The sequence below is a fragment of the Clostridium ljungdahlii genome (assembly GCF_001636845.1).
GTDB classification, from domain to species: domain Bacteria; phylum Bacillota; class Clostridia; order Clostridiales; family Clostridiaceae; genus Clostridium_B; species Clostridium_B ljungdahlii_A.
Genome location: NZ_LITT01000064.1, coordinates 90,387 through 105,678, shown reverse-complemented (window position 1 = coordinate 105,678; position 15,292 = coordinate 90,387). Strand labels below are relative to the sequence as shown.

Here is a 15,292-nt window from a genome sequence, read left to right as displayed (position 1 = left end):
ATGAAGATGGTGGGATGAACAGATGGTAATATTAAATGCAATTGGAAGTGTGCTTAGCATAGTAATTATGATATGTACAGGATATGTGCTTACAAAATTTAAATGGCTTAATGAGAACATATCAAAAGTATTTTCAAAATTAGTGTGCAATGTAGCCCTTCCTTGCCTTATGATTTCTAATTTAATGGGTAACTTTACAAGAGATAAATTAGATCATATAGGGAAAGGGCTTATTATACCAGTTTTATCTATGGCTATAGGTTATATACTAGCTATATTGATTTCTAAGATGATAAAGGTGAAAAAGGAGAGAATTGGTACATTTCGGTCTATGTTTTTTGTATCTAACTCCATATTTATTGGACTGCCTATAAATTTGGCATTGTTCGGTTCAAAAAGTGTTCCCTATGTGCTTTTATACTATATAGCAAATACTACTTTTTTTTGGACAATAGGTGCTTATGGAATAAGCTCAGATGGACAAGCTGATAAAAAAACAAGTATTTTTTCAAAGGAAACTTTAAATAGAATATTTTCTCCTCCACTTATGGGATTTATAATAGCAATGATATTTATATTTTGTGGAATAAAACTTCCTAAGTTTGTTATGGATACCTGTAAATACTTTGGAGATATGACAACACCACTTTCTATGTTGTTTATAGGAATAACAATTTACTATGTGGATATAAAGAAAATAAAGATGAGTAAAGATATATTTTTTGTTCTAATAGGAAGGTTCATTATATCACCAGTTTTAATAATATTTCTGGCAGGTTTCTTCCCTATACCTGAGCTTATGAAAAAAGTGTTTATAATACAAGCTGCTATGCCGGTAATGACGAATACTTCTATAGTGGCAAAGGCATATGGTGCTGATTATGAATATGCAGCAGTAGTTACATCATTGACAACAGCCTTAAGTTTGATAGTTATTCCTATATATATGGCTATAATATAGTTGAGAGTCGAGAGTTAAGAATTGAAGGTTATGGATGACTTTCTTCCCATAATACTACTTTTGAATTTTTGTAATATAGAGGAGAAAAGTTATCATTTACTCTTCACTTTCAATTATCAGCTTTTCACTTAACAAGGATATATTAAGTTTAGTTGAAAATTTAATTTGAAATGATTATATAATACACTTATTTCTAAAATTAATAAAATTATACACTACTAAATAATAAAGTAAACACGTAAAAGTAAATTAAAATACAATTGCAATTTTATAGTCATCGGATAAAAAAGATAAATATGAAAATACATTAGTATTAAATTTTAATATTTAAATTACATACACACACTAAACTTTTTTCGATAAAATAAAGCTAAAAAACAAATAAACTTAAAATAGAGTATAAAAAAACAGACATACACCCCAATGGGGCGAAGGTCTGTCGCTGTACCACCCAAATTATTACTCGTATACATAACGGCTGTGCCGGCATAACTTACTTTATATAAAGTTCAGTCTGCAACTTAGGAGTGATTTTCAACAACTGTAGCTTATGGGTTCCCACCAAATCCCCATTCTCTGAAAGCATATTTTTGTTTACTCTTCTCCGTCATCGTTTTTTTATTTGCACTAACTATACTATAAAAAAATATGTATGTCAACAATTTTTTTGAAACATATAATTAACTCTATAAAGAAATCCTAAATAGAAAATCAAGCTACAATCCAAATATTTTTACAATCTTCAGCTTGGCTAAATATTTGGATAAGCCTAAACAATAAGTTCTAAAAAGCTAAAAGGTTAAATTGAGTATTTGCTTTTATGAAATTATGAAAAATATTTTTTACGGTAATATAATGTAAGAAAAACATAGTGCAATAAAAAAACAAAAAAAGTTTAAAAAAACTATTGACATTATTCTCATAAGGTATTATTATCGTCACATACACTAAATATTGATAAAGTAAATTTTAAAAATAAATAAATTTTTCAAAGTGATTTAAAACCAATTAGGTTTATTTTAGTATTAATAAAATAAATGATATTTATTAGTTATATCCATGGGGGCTATTTCTAATTGATATTTTGAATTGGTACAATTGTAGAGTACAAAGACAATGATAGGGAAGAGTAAATAGGAAGTATTTCTTAAGAGAGTGAGATTTTGGTGAAAACTCATAAATATGACTATTGAAGGTAGCCTTGGAGTCGTGAGCTGAAACTAAGTAGGCTTTACCGGTAAAACCGTTATTACTTTGAGTAAAAAATTGGGTGGTACCGCGCGACCAAACTTCTCGCCCCAAGCAGAGAATGTTGGTTGTTTTTTTATACAAAAAATTAGTGGTAATTGTTCAAATGCTGGTTCTTAAAATTGAAATAAATTATTTTACAGTTAAATAATTTATAGAATATAGAATGTGTGCACTTGCAATAGTCATAAAATTCTTAATTATGCGAATTAAAAATCATTTTTTAAGCATCAAGTAATATATTATTTAAATATTTAAAGTATTAAGAAGTTCAATATATATAAATAGTATAAATAGATTATTCAGGAGGAAAGTATTATGGAAAAATTAAAAGTTTATTATGATGAGGATGCAGATTTAAATCTCTTGAAAGGAAAGAAGATAGCTATACTTGGTTTTGGAAGTCAGGGACATGCACATGCTTTGAATTTAAAAGAAAGTGGACTCGATGTAATAGTCGGTTTATATAAAGGTAGTAAATCATGGAAAAAGGCTGAAGATTATGGATTTAAGGTATATGAAATAGCTGAAGCTGTTAAACAAGCAGATATTATAACAGTACTTCTACCAGATGAAAAGCAAAAACAAATTTATGAAGAAAGCATAAAGGATAATTTATCAGAAGGAAATGCATTGTTCTTTGCACATGGATTCAACATTCATTTTAATCAGATAGTACCACCTAAGTTTGTAGATGTTTTGATGATTGCTCCAAAAGGACCAGGACATATAGTTAGAAGAGAATATACATTAGGCAATGGAGTTCCATGTCTATATGCAGTATATCAAGATTACAGTGGAAAAGGAAAAGAAATTGCTTTAGCTTATGGAAAAGGAATTGGCGGAACTAGAGCAGGTGTTATGACTACAACATTTAAAGTTGAAACTGAAACTGATTTGTTTGGTGAACAAGTAGTACTTTGTGGAGGAGTTGCAGAACTTATCAAAGCTGGTTTTGATACATTAGTTGAAGCTGGATATGCTCCTGAAAATGCATACTTTGAATGCCTACATGAGATGAAGTTAATAGTTGACTTGATATATGAAGGCGGATTAGCTAGAATGAGATATTCTGTAAGTGATACTGCTGAATATGGAGATTATAAGATAGGTAAGAGAATAATCAATGAAAATACAAGAGCTGAGATGAAGAAAGTTCTTAAAGAGATTCAGGATGGAACATTTGCAAGAGAATGGCTTCTTGAGAACCAAACAGGAAGACCAGGATTTACAGCAAGAAGAAGAATGGAACAAGATGCTCCAATAGAAAAGGTTGGAAAAGAACTTAGATCAATGATGTCATGGATCAATGAAAATCCTGATAATGAGTAGTTAAAAAGTAGAATGTTCATTTGATAGTATTAAAATATTTATTAAATTGGGGTAATATTTTAACAGTATATCAATAAAAAATTACTATGAATAACGCTTATGAATAAGGGGGCTTATCATTTAGCGGATGACTTAAGTTTACAGGAGAAATTAGGGGTACTTTCCCCTAATCACTGTAATGTAAATATCTATCTTTTTAGGGGCAAAATAATTATAGGTAGATATTACTTGTAGATAAGAGGGGTTTATAAATATAAAATGTGCGAAAATTATTATGAAATTATATATTATGTATTATGTATTATAAAAACTATGACGGAGAAGAGTAAATAGTGGAGTATTTTTAGAGAATGTGTGTAAGATGAAAACTTATAAATACGAAACTTTTGAAAATCACTCCTAAGTTGCAAGCTGAAATTAGTAAGCTGTGTCGGTATTACCGTTATTAGAATTAAAAAATTGGGTGGTACCGCAAAGCTTCTTGCCCTAGGCAGGCGGTTATTTTTTTACGAAAAATTTCCAGAATTAAGGAGGATACTAAAAATGAGAAGTGATTCAGTAAAAAAGGGAATTAAGGCAGCTCCAGCAAGAGCACTTATGTATGGAATGGGATATACAAAAGAGGAAATTGAAAGACCTCTTATAGGAATAGTAAATTCACAAAACGAAATAGTTGCAGGTCACATGCATTTAGATGAAATAGCAAAAGCTGCAAAACTTGGAGTAGCAATGTCTGGGGGTACTCCTATAGAGTTTCCTGCTATTGCAGTTTGCGATGGAATTGCAATGGGTCATGTTGGAATGAAGTATTCTCTTGCTTCAAGAGAACTAATAGCAGATTCAATTGAAGCTATGGCAACAGCTCATGGTTTTGACGGGTTAGTACTCATTCCTAACTGTGACAAAATTGTACCTGGAATGCTTATGGCAGCTGCAAGACTTAATATACCAGCTGTAGTAGTAAGTGGGGGACCTATGAGGGCAGGTAAGCTAAATAGCAAAGCACTTGATTTTAGCACTTGTATTGAAAAGGTGGCAGCTTGCAGCGATGGAAAAGTAACAGAGGAGGAACTTGAAGAAGAAGCTAAAAGAGCTTGTCCTGGATGCGGTTCCTGCTCAGGATTATTTACAGCAAACAGTATGAACAGTCTTACAGAAGTGCTTGGAATGGGTTTACCTCTAAATGGAAGTGCCCTTGCACAAACTGGTGAGAGAAATCAATTGGCTAAATATGCAGGAATGTATGTAATGGATTGTGTAAAGAACGATAGACGACCAAGAGATATACTAACTTTAGATGCATTTAAAAATGCTATAACGGTAGATATGGCTATGGCAGGATCTACAAATACAGTACTTCATCTTCCAGCAATTGCTCATGAGGCAGGTATAGAACTTAATTTGGATTTATTTCATGAAATAAGTAAACACACACCTTGTCTTACAAAATTGAGTCCAAGTGGCAAACATCATATGGAAGATCTTCATCTGGCAGGGGGAATACCAGCTCTTATGAATGAACTTTCTAAAAAGGGTCTTATAAATGAAGATGCACTTACTGTTACTGGAAAAACTGTAGGAGAAACTATAAAGGATTTTGAAGTGCTTGATTATGAAGTCATAAGAAATGTAGACAATGCTTACAGCAACGAAGGTGGAATAGCAATACTTAGAGGAAACTTGGCACCAGATGGAGCTGTAGTTAAAGAATCAGCAGTTTCAAAAGAAATGATGGTACATGAAGGACCAGCTAGAGTATATAATTCTGAAGAAGAAGCAGTTAAGGCTATATTTGGCAATGAAATAAATAAAGGTGATGTAATTGTAATAAGATATGAAGGACCAAAGGGCGGACCTGGAATGAGAGAAATGCTTTCACCAACTTCTGCTATAGCAGGTATGGGTTTAGATAAAGATGTAGCACTTTTAACAGATGGAAGATTTTCAGGAGCTACAAGAGGGGCATCTATAGGACATGTATCACCAGAAGCTATGGAAGGTGGACTAATAGGACTTGTAGAAGAAGGAGATACTATATTTATAGATATTACAAATAAAAAGTTAGAGCTAAAAGTAAGTGAGGAAGAACTTGAAAAGAGAAGAAAGAACTATGTAAAGCCTGAACCTAAGATAAAAACAGGATATTTATCAAGGTACGCAAAATTGGTTACTTCTGCAAATACAGGCGCAGTTCTTAAATAATCAGAGTTTTTTAATGTACTTTTAATTTGTAAATATACTCAACTTTTGTAGTTTAAAAACTTTGAGAAGTAAAGCTTTTGAAAATAACAAAGTTCAAATAACAAAGAACAGATAAAGATGACTTCCCTCGTACCTCAGGAAATCTATAATTTTAATATTTTCTGACGCTAGGAAGAAAATTATCCTTACTTGATATTTGAACTTTGAACTTTGTTCTTTAAAAAGATTTCATATATGTGAAAGTTGAGTAAATATATTATTTAATAAAAATTCAGAATAAACTATTGACATTTAAATTGTTTTATAGTAACATATACTCATATTTAAATAATAAAAGCTTTGACAGGGACTATTAAATATGATGTATATTTTAAAGCGAGTGGGATCTGGTGTAAACCCATAAATATTTCATATTGAAACTCACCCTTGAGCTGTAAGCTGAAATTATAGTAAGCTGTGCCGGTGTGAATCGTTATTGAATTAAGTAATAAAATTGGGTGGTACCGCGAACAGACTTCTCGCCTCAAGAGAAAGGCTGTTTTTTTGTGCTAATTTTTAATCTAAAATTACCTATATTAATTACTTTGAATTATCAATACTTAGTGTGTATCAAGTTTAAATTTGATTTAAGTAATTTAATTTTAAAAAACTATTTGTAAATGTAGATTAGAAAGTATAAAATACGTATTAATATATGAAAGCTTTGAAAGGGATAAGTAGATATTATAATATTTTAAAGAGAGTGAGAGCTTTGGTGTAAACTCACAGATATATAATATTGAAACTCACCCTTGAGCTGTAAGCTGAAATTAGTAGGCTGAGCCGGCTTTGCCGTTATTAAATTGAGTAATAAAATTGGGTGGTACCGTGAACAGACTTCTCACCCCATAAGGAGTCTGTTTTTTTGTACCCAAAAATCCTATTAAATTGAATTTACAAGGAGAGATGGCTATGAAAGCTGCTGAAGCAGTTATCCAATGTTTAAAAAAAGAAAATGTAAATATAGTATTTGGGTATCCTGGTGCTGCAGTGGTTCCTATATATGAAGCTTTGAGAAAATCAGATGTGAAGCATATATTAGTAAGACAGGAACAAGCTGCAGGACACTCTGCTAGTGGATATGCTAGGTCAACTGGAGAAGTGGGAGTCTGTATAGTTACATCAGGACCTGGCGCAACTAATCTCATTACTGCCATTGCTGCTGCATATATGGATTCCATTCCTCTTGTTGTTATTACGGGTCAGGTTAAGTCTACATTAATCGGAAGGGATGTATTTCAAGAATTAGATATCACAGGTGCTACAGAATCTTTTACGAAATATAATTTTCTTGTAAGAGATGCTAAATCCATACCTAAGACTATAAAGGAAGCATTTTATATAGCTGAAACTGGTAGAAAAGGACCTGTGCTTGTGGATATACCCATGGATATAATGGAAGAAGATATTGATTTTGAATATCCTGAAAGTGTAAATATAAGAGGATACAAACCTACTGTTAAAGGACACTCTGGTCAAATAAAGAAAATAATAGATAGAATCAAAGTTAGCAAGAGACCTCTTATTTGTGCAGGTGGCGGAGTTATACTGGCAAATGCACAAAAAGAACTGGAGCAATTTGTTAGAAAGTCACATATACCTGTTGTCCATACTCTTATGGGAAAAGGATGTATAAATGAAAACAGCGATTATTATATAGGGTTAATAGGTACTCATGGATTTGCTTATGCTAATAAAGTTGTACAAAATGCAGATGTACTAATACTGATTGGAGCTAGAGCTTCAGATAGAACTATTAGTGGGGTAAAAAAATTTGCAAAGGATGCAGATATAATTCATATAGATATCGATCCTGCTGAAATAGGTAAAATTCTGAACACTTATATTCCAGTAGTTGGTGATTGTGCAAATATTTTATCAGATTTAAATAAGGAAATAGTACCTCCACAGACGAAAGAATGGATGGAAGAAATTAAAAATTGGAAGAAAGATTTGCAGATACAAAGAAAGCCTACAGATAAAGTTAATCCCAAATATGTATTAAAGACTGTTTCTGATACATTAGGAGAAGAGGTTATTTTAACAGCAGATGTAGGACAAAATCAGTTGTGGTGTGCCCGTAACTTTAGGATGGCAGGGAATAGAAAGTTTTTAACTTCTGGAGGCCTTGGAACTATGGGATATTCTCTTCCAGCAGCTATTGGTGCTAAAATCGCATGTCCTGATAAACAAGTTATAGCTTTTGCAGGTGATGGTGGATTTCAAATGAGTCTTTTTGAACTTGGGACTATTGCCGAAAACAATCTAAAAATTATTATAGTGTTGTTTAACAACTCAGGACTTGGTATGGTTAGAGAAATACAAGATAACAAATATGATGGAGAGTTTGGAGTGAATTTTAGGACTAATCCAAATTTTGTTAAGCTTGCAGAAGCCTATGGATTGACAGCTAAGAGAGTAGAAAATGATGTTGAATTTGAAGGGGTTTTTAAAGAAGCATTAGATTCAAGCAAGGCATTTTTAATAGAGTGCATTGTAGATCCTCATGAGAGAACTTTTTAGAAAGAGGTGATTACTATAAAAAAGTATGTGATGTCAGTATTAGTGGAAAATCATTCAGGTGTTTTAAGTAAAGTAGCCGGACTTTTTAGTAGAAGGGGATATAATATTCACAGTCTTACTGTAGGAGTTACAGGAGATCCTGAAATATCACGAATGACTATTGTATCCATTGGAGACGACTATATGTTTGAACAGATAAGTAAGCAGCTAAATAAATTGATTGAAGTTATAAAAGTAATAGAATTAAACCCCGATGCATCTGTTTATAGGGAGTTATCTCTTATAAAAGTTTCTGCAGAAACCAGTAATAAATTATTAATTATGGAGACTGTAAATACTTTTAGAGGCAAAATAGTAGATATGAATGAAAAAAGTATGATAATTGAAATAACCGGAAATGAAAAAAAGATATCTGCTTTTATTGAACTAATGAAGCCTTATGGAATAAAGGAAATTATACGTACTGGACTTACTGCACTTCAAAGGGGAAGTAAGCTGGAAGATTAAATGAAAACTTATAATAAAAAATATCTCTTTTGTCTTAAATATATAGAGTTTCTAGTTTGAAGGTTTACTTATACTAGCCATATACTAACAAATTTCATCACACTAAAAACTTTTTATAAGTCTAAAGCTCGGTATTTAGAAAATCTAAAGAAGCTTATATAAACTCGTACCTCAGACATATATAAGCTTCTAAGATTTTCTAAAATACCTTACTAAGACTTATAAAAAAAGTTTTTAAGTGTGATTTCAATTTTGTTAGTATATTTTATGTATAAGTTAAAATTTCAATTAGAATCACTATATTAAAGGCAAAAGGATATTTTTATATTTGTTAATATTACTTATAAATAGGAATATTAATAAATATAAATTATATACTTAATATAGACAAAGTATATTTTAAAAGATGGGAATACAAAATTAATATTTGAAGTAAAGAACTTATTTTAAATTATAGATGAAATGCCGTAAGGGGGGTATGAAAATTAAATTTAGAGGAGGGACACAGACATGGATAATACCATATTATTGAGTAAGATATCCAAGGGTTTAATGGAATGTTGTAAATCAAAAAAATTTTTAAGAGTAAATAAATTAACTGTGAATGTAAATGAGAACAGTCATATTAACTCATGTAATCTCTATGAGTATCTTAAAAATTTTAATAAAGGCATAGTAGATGAATCTACAGAAATTAAAATTGAAATTGAAGATTTGCCGGATCAAGTTGTAATTATAAGCAGCATAGAAGGTGATGTATCACAAGAGTGCGTATAAAGTTCCCAAACGAAAAATTAACTTATACTCTGGATACTTTTTACAATCTTCAGCTCTTTAAATTTGGAATGGGTATAGATTTGCTTTTTACACAAATCTATACCCATTTCCACTAAGCAAGATTAAATTTCTTTCTAATCATGTTAACTAATACCTTTGCTGTTTCATCAACTCCGCCGAACAGGCTGCTGTTAATTAAAATGTCTTTGTAAAGTACATTATCACTGTATGATTTTGCATAACTTAGGCTGTATAGCTGACGTGCTTCATCAACTTCTTTAATCAACTTATCAGCTTCATCTGGCTTTATATGAAGTATATTGATACAATTTTCCTTTCGTATCTCATATGGAGCATAGATAAATATGCTGAAATGATTTGAATGGTTTCTTAAAATATAGTCAGAGCATCTTCCTACAAATATACAGGATGATTTATCTGCCAGATCACAGATGATTTTCTTTTGGGCTTCAAATATTTCTTCCTGTATCTTTTCTGAACTAGTTCCTAGTGGAAATTTCATTTTTTTGTATTCATTTTTATCTATTTCTTCTCCACTGTCAATAGTAGATACAGGCAAATTCATCTTTTTTGCAGCTTCTTCTACGATATCCCTGTCGTAATATTCAACACCTAACAATTCAGCCATTTTTTTAGCAATGGGACGTCCCAGACTCCCAAATTGACGGGAAATAGTTATTACATAATTTTCTAATCCGATATTTACTTTTTCATTTTCTAGAAAGGCTGTGGTAAAGTTGCCGGAGACAAAGTTTTTATTTCGCATTATTGCAATATCAGTATTTATGGTTGTAGAAACTCCTTCTAGCTTAAAGTCTTTCAATGCTTTTATCATATTGGTAATGCATGTATTTCTATCTTTTTCCCAAACCACAAGTTTACAGAGCATAGGATCATAAAATGGAGAAATCTTGTATCCTTCATGAATAGCATGCTCTATACGAACAGTTCCATCTGACGTATCAGGAAAAGATAAACTTGTAATTGTACCTGGAGAAGGTTTAAATGTTTTGGGGTCTTCTGCATAAATACGGCATTCAATGCTGTGTCCTTTTAGTTTAATATCTTCCTGCTTAAATGGCAATTTTTCTCCGTTTGCAACATGAATTTGATTTTCTACTAAATCCATATTTACAACATATTCAGATACTGGATGTTCTACTTGAAGTCTTGCATTTATCTCCATAAAATAATAGTTTCCATCAGCACCTCTTAAATATTCAATGGTGCCTGCTCCAGAATATTTCATTTCCTTGATTATTTTTTGTGTATATGAATAAAGTTTCTTTCTGTCTTCTTCAGTAACTACAGCTGACGGTGATTCTTCAATAATCTTCTGATATCTTCTCTGAATAGAACATTCTCTTTCTCCTAAACAGACTACATTTCCATAGTCATCTGATATAAACTGTACTTCTATGTGCCTTGGAGATAGTACTGCTTTTTCAATGTAAATATCTCCGCTTGCAAATGCCATATTTCCTATTCTCTGCATGCTTTCGAAAATAGCCTGTGTAACTTTTTCAGATTCAAAATAAGTAATTTTTTCTATTCCCTTACCTCCACCGCCTTTGTCCAATTTAAGTAAAATAGGCAATTCCACTTTCTCTGCAGTATCATAAATTTCTTTTACACTGGAAATTGGCTTAATTGTTCCTGGTGTAACCGGAACCCCTAATTTATTAGCAATAATACGGCAATAACATTTGGATTCGATGTTTTCTAGAATCGAAGGGTCAGGTCCGATCCATTTTGCACCTGCAGCAGCAACTGCATTAGCGAATGATGCTGCCTCTGATAAAAATCCATATCCGGGATGTACTGCATCTGCCCCTGATTTCTTAATAACAGCTACAAGTGCATCAATATTTAAATAACTTTTAACAGGTGCAGAGGGGCCGATATTATAGCTTTCTGAAGCTTTGTTAATGTAATTAGCATTTTTATCAGCGTCTGAATATACAACAACAGTTTCAATGTTAAGTTTATTACATGTATGAATAATTCTGTTTACAATTTCACCGCGATTTGCAATTAAAATTTTTTTTATCATGTTAGCACTCCTTTTAAATAAATTATTGTTTTATTGATGCAGTTCTATAATAACCACTCATAACAGCTTACAATTATGCAGATAAAAAACAAGGACATGGCAAAATAACTCTAACAGATACATTGCCATGTCCTTGTTAGATTAAACTATAGCATATTTTAAATTTTATGACAACAGTAAACAAACACAAATTTTCCTAATTTTTTTATGCTGTGAGTACAAAACAAATAAAAAAATTTATGATATACTATTAAAAAATCAATTTTAAATTATAAAAGGGAGTCAAAATATGAGTTATCTTTTATCTGAATTTTATTCATCTTCAAAAGAAATATATAAGATCAAGTTAATTGCAGGGAAAAAAGGCCTCATAAATGATATAACATGGGTATATCTTGCTGAAGATATAGAAAATGCAGATTTTCTAAGAGAAAATGAATTAGTTATTACTACTGGTTTGTCAGCTGGAACAAAAATAAGCTGGCTTTATGAATTAATTAGAGAATTAATTTACCGAAAATGCAGCGGTTTGTTAATAAATACTGATAAATATATTCTTATTAAGGATATTTCTAGAGAAGTTATTGAACTGTGCAATTCAGAAAATTTTCCTCTTTTTATAATGCCTTGGGAAATACATATTTCTGATATTATGCAGGATTACTGTAATAAGATATTTATGGATAAGTACCTGGAAAATACTTTGTCTAAGCTGTTTTATAATATAATATTCGATTCTCAAAATGTTAAAAATTATATTCCTCTTTTAAATTCAAATGGTTATCCTACAGAATCTTCTTATTATGCAGCTAAAATAACTAATATTAGTTCACCGCTGAAATTACAAAATTGTATTAATCTTTTGTCAATAAAATATCACATATTTTTAAAAAATAACTATTATATTTTGATTCTGCAGGAATGCCCAAAAAAATTGCTAAATAATCTTATGGAAAACTATTTTGAAATAGTTGATAATGAAATAACTTTAAACTCATCGATATTAAGACCACAAATAGGAATAGGTGAAAAAGTTTCTTCATTATCAAAACTTTATTTTAGCTACTCTACTGCTTCCTATGCGTTAAAAACAGCTAAAGATTCAAATAAGGACTGTGTGTATTTTGATGAGCTTGGTATATTTCGCATATTGAGTTCTGTATCTAATAAAGAATTACTTCAAAATATATATTTTGAAATGCTTGATCCCATAATAGATTATGACAGGAAAAATAACACTCAACTGCTAAAAACTCTGAAAGTATATTTGGATTTTGACGGCAGCATTCAGGAAACTGCAAATTTCCTATATAACCATCGCAATACCATCAATTACCGCATGAAAAAAATACATGACCTGTTAAAAAAAGATTTAACCTCAACGGAGGATAAATTTAATTTAAGGATGGCCTTTTATATTAAAGAATATATGAGATTGTAAATGTGTGATAAACAGAGTTCTTGGCATCAGATGGAGTTTTGACTCCACCTGATGCTTATTAACAGGATTCTTAGTGCTTCAGCACTTAGAAGACGTTATCCTTTAGGGAAAATCGTTATCCAGGGATGTAGATGCTCTTTACTCTCACTTGGGAAAGTGAGAGTATTAGAGCAGGTAGTCATCGGATAAAATATAGAACTATCTTATCAATATTAAAATATAGATGAGATAGTTCTTGTTATATGTTGGAAAAACCATATAAGATAAACATTATGTTAAATTGAACATTTCAAATATAAGTTTTTCCCAGATAGTAATTTACTAGGCATGTAGTAGTTAAAACTAACAATAATTCGTAAATATCACCTTTTAAAATTAACAAATTATAAATAGTTATTTAGTTTTTTTAATAATTTATCACACAATTTATAATATTTTATTAAAAAAATATACAATATCAAAGAAAAAAAGATATGGGAAAGCTTCATCCATGCGCCTTATGTATATTCAGCACAAATTAGATAAATAAAGTTTGTGTTCATATGCTATTGTTATGCAAAATGAAATATTGTAGTATTTAATCATTCAATATTGATGAAAAAGAAGTGAATATTATGCTTTTAATTTTTATTTTGAATTTTATTAATTTAGTTCTTGCAAAAATGACTATAAAAAATTGTAACAGTTTACATGATTTAAAATTGACAATTTAACAATTAAATAATTTAATACAAAATGCCATGTTTAAAAAATTAGTTACCAGTTTAAGGAGGCTTAAAAATGTTGAAGGAAGAATTACCCCAAATAATAACTGATCAGGTCCCGGGGGCGAAAGCAGCAGAAGTAATACGAAGAAGGTCAGAGGCAGTACCTTCCGCGATTAAATGTGTATATCCTGTTGTAATAAAAAGGGCAGAAGGTGCGATGATTGAGGATGTTGATGGAAATTATTTTCTTGACTGGACTGGCGGTGTAGGCGTACTGAATATTGGATTTTCACATCCAGAAGTGGTTGAAGCTGTGAAAGAACAGTCAGAAAAATACTTCCACGGTATGTTTAATATTGTTACACATGAAGGATATGTTAAGCTGGCAGAAAAAATGAATTCCATTGTTCCTGTAAAGGGAGAAAATAAAAAAACGTTTTTCGCAAATAGCGGAGCAGAGGCTGATGAAAATGCAGTAAAAATAGCAAAAGCTTTTACAAAGAGACCAAATATAATTGTATTTTCAGGAGCATTTCATGGACGTACAGTTATGACCATGGCAATGACATCGAAAAAATCTTATGCCTATGGAATGGGACCTTTTCCAGATGGTGTGTATCGTGCAGAATTCCCATATTTATATAGAAGGCCTGAAGGAATGCCAGAGAGTGAAACCATTAATTATTATATAGAAAGTATTAAAAAAGTATTTGATCAAGCTTCACCACCAGAGTATGTAGCAGCCATAGTAGTAGAACCACTTCAGGGTGAAGGCGGATTTATTCCAGCTCCGATTGAATGGGTTAAAGCAGTAAGAACTATTTGTGATAAATATGGTATATTGCTTGTTGCAGATGAGGTACAATGCGGTTTCTGCCGTACAGGTAAAATGTTTGCTTCTGAATATTGGAAGGAAGCAGGAGCAGCTCCAGATATAATAGCAACTGCAAAGTCTATTGCGGCTGGTATGCCATTAAGTGCAATAACAGCAAGGAAAGAGGTTATGGAGGCAGTAAGACCTGGAACAATTGGAGGAACCTTCTGTGGAAATGCAGTAGCATGTGCAGCAGCATTAAAAGTGATAGAAATTATGGAAAGAGATAATTTGGCTGACCGCTCTATGGAAATAGGTAAGAAAGTAATGAAACGCTATATGGAATGGAAAGAAAAGTATGAGATTGTTGGAGATGTAAGAGGACTCGGAGGAATGGTTGGAATAGAATTTGTAAAAAACAAAGAAAAGAAAGATCCAAATCCTGAAATTGTATCAGCAGTTATTCAAGAAGCAGTCCAAAATGGACTTATGATTGAGAACTCAGGTGTTTATGGAAATGTTATCCGCTTTTTAGCACCACTTGTAATTACAGACAAGCAGCTTGAAGCAGGATTAGATATTTTTGAAAAAGCAATTTGTAAGTGTATGCAAAAGTAAGTCACTTTTCTATTATAAGTAAATTATACAATTGAATCAATAATTAAAT

The 15,292-nt window shown here is 31.3% G+C and carries 9 protein-coding genes and 5 other annotated features; of the genes, 8 read left to right on the top strand and 1 reads right to left on the bottom strand.

What is annotated here, in order from left to right:
- Window positions 1–22 precede the first annotated feature (22 nt).
- From WY13_RS19395 to WY13_RS19370, 6 genes are all read left to right on the top strand, one after another.
- Window positions 23–961, top strand: coding sequence for an AEC family transporter (locus WY13_RS19395; protein WP_063557202.1), 939 nt, complete (start codon window positions 23–25; stop codon window positions 959–961).
- 421 nt (window positions 962–1,382) lie between these two features.
- Window positions 1,383–1,581 (bottom strand) — a binding site (T-box leader).
- A 487-nt stretch (window positions 1,582–2,068) separates the two neighbouring features.
- Window positions 2,069–2,265 (top strand) — a binding site (T-box leader).
- 262 nt (window positions 2,266–2,527) lie between these two features.
- Window positions 2,528–3,541, top strand: a complete 1,014-nt coding sequence (gene ilvC / locus WY13_RS19390; protein WP_063557201.1) for a ketol-acid reductoisomerase — start codon at window positions 2,528–2,530, stop codon at window positions 3,539–3,541.
- A 303-nt stretch (window positions 3,542–3,844) separates the two neighbouring features.
- Window positions 3,845–4,033: a binding site (T-box leader), on the top strand.
- A gap of 51 nt (window positions 4,034–4,084) precedes the next feature.
- A complete protein-coding gene (gene ilvD / locus WY13_RS19385) occupies window positions 4,085–5,743 on the top strand; it encodes a dihydroxy-acid dehydratase (protein WP_063557200.1) in 1,659 nt (552 codons plus the stop codon).
- A 330-nt stretch (window positions 5,744–6,073) separates the two neighbouring features.
- Window positions 6,074–6,272 (top strand) — a binding site (T-box leader).
- Window positions 6,273–6,437: 165 nt separating this feature from the next.
- Window positions 6,438–6,634 (top strand) — a binding site (T-box leader).
- Window positions 6,635–6,694: 60 nt separating this feature from the next.
- Window positions 6,695–8,305 carry a biosynthetic-type acetolactate synthase large subunit gene (gene ilvB, locus WY13_RS19380; protein WP_063557199.1) on the top strand — a complete coding sequence of 537 codons (1,611 nt, stop codon included), beginning with the start codon at window positions 6,695–6,697 and terminating at the stop codon, window positions 8,303–8,305.
- A gap of 30 nt (window positions 8,306–8,335) precedes the next feature.
- On the top strand, window positions 8,336–8,812 hold the full coding sequence (gene ilvN / locus WY13_RS19375) for an acetolactate synthase small subunit (protein ID WP_192845064.1): 477 nt from the start codon (window positions 8,336–8,338) through the stop codon (window positions 8,810–8,812).
- A gap of 510 nt (window positions 8,813–9,322) precedes the next feature.
- Window positions 9,323–9,589, top strand: a complete 267-nt coding sequence (locus WY13_RS19370; RefSeq protein ID WP_063557198.1) for a hypothetical protein — start codon at window positions 9,323–9,325, stop codon at window positions 9,587–9,589.
- Between the two features lie 112 nt (window positions 9,590–9,701).
- On the opposite strand, the gene WY13_RS19365 is transcribed toward WY13_RS19370, so the two are convergent.
- A complete protein-coding gene (locus WY13_RS19365; RefSeq protein WP_063557197.1) occupies window positions 9,702–11,663 on the bottom strand; it encodes a cytidylate kinase family protein in 1,962 nt (653 codons plus the stop codon).
- A 289-nt stretch (window positions 11,664–11,952) separates the two neighbouring features.
- On the opposite strand from WY13_RS19365, the gene WY13_RS19360 reads away from it, so the two are divergent.
- Together WY13_RS19360 and gabT are read left to right on the top strand one after the other, a co-directional pair.
- Entirely contained in the window at window positions 11,953–13,104 is a 1,152-nt protein-coding gene (locus tag WY13_RS19360; protein ID WP_063557196.1) for a PucR family transcriptional regulator, read from the top strand.
- Between the two features lie 780 nt (window positions 13,105–13,884).
- A complete protein-coding gene (gene gabT, locus WY13_RS19355; RefSeq protein WP_063557195.1) occupies window positions 13,885–15,243 on the top strand; it encodes a 4-aminobutyrate--2-oxoglutarate transaminase in 1,359 nt (452 codons plus the stop codon).
- The last annotated feature ends 49 nt before the right edge of the window (window positions 15,244–15,292 follow it).

Coding starts and splice junctions, on each gene's coding strand:
- WY13_RS19370 (WP_063557198.1), top strand. CDS start 9,323: ATGGATAATACCATATTATTGAGTAAGATATCCAAGGGTTTAATGGAA.
- gabT (WP_063557195.1), top strand. CDS start 13,885: ATGTTGAAGGAAGAATTACCCCAAATAATAACTGATCAGGTCCCGGGG.
- ilvD (WP_063557200.1), top strand. CDS start 4,085: ATGAGAAGTGATTCAGTAAAAAAGGGAATTAAGGCAGCTCCAGCAAGA.
- ilvN (WP_192845064.1), top strand. CDS start 8,336: ATGTCAGTATTAGTGGAAAATCATTCAGGTGTTTTAAGTAAAGTAGCC.
- WY13_RS19395 (WP_063557202.1), top strand. CDS start 23: ATGGTAATATTAAATGCAATTGGAAGTGTGCTTAGCATAGTAATTATG.
- WY13_RS19365 (WP_063557197.1), bottom strand. CDS start 11,663: ATGATAAAAAAAATTTTAATTGCAAATCGCGGTGAAATTGTAAACAGA.
- WY13_RS19360 (WP_063557196.1), top strand. CDS start 11,953: ATGAGTTATCTTTTATCTGAATTTTATTCATCTTCAAAAGAAATATAT.
- ilvB (WP_063557199.1), top strand. CDS start 6,695: ATGAAAGCTGCTGAAGCAGTTATCCAATGTTTAAAAAAAGAAAATGTA.
- ilvC (WP_063557201.1), top strand. CDS start 2,528: ATGGAAAAATTAAAAGTTTATTATGATGAGGATGCAGATTTAAATCTC.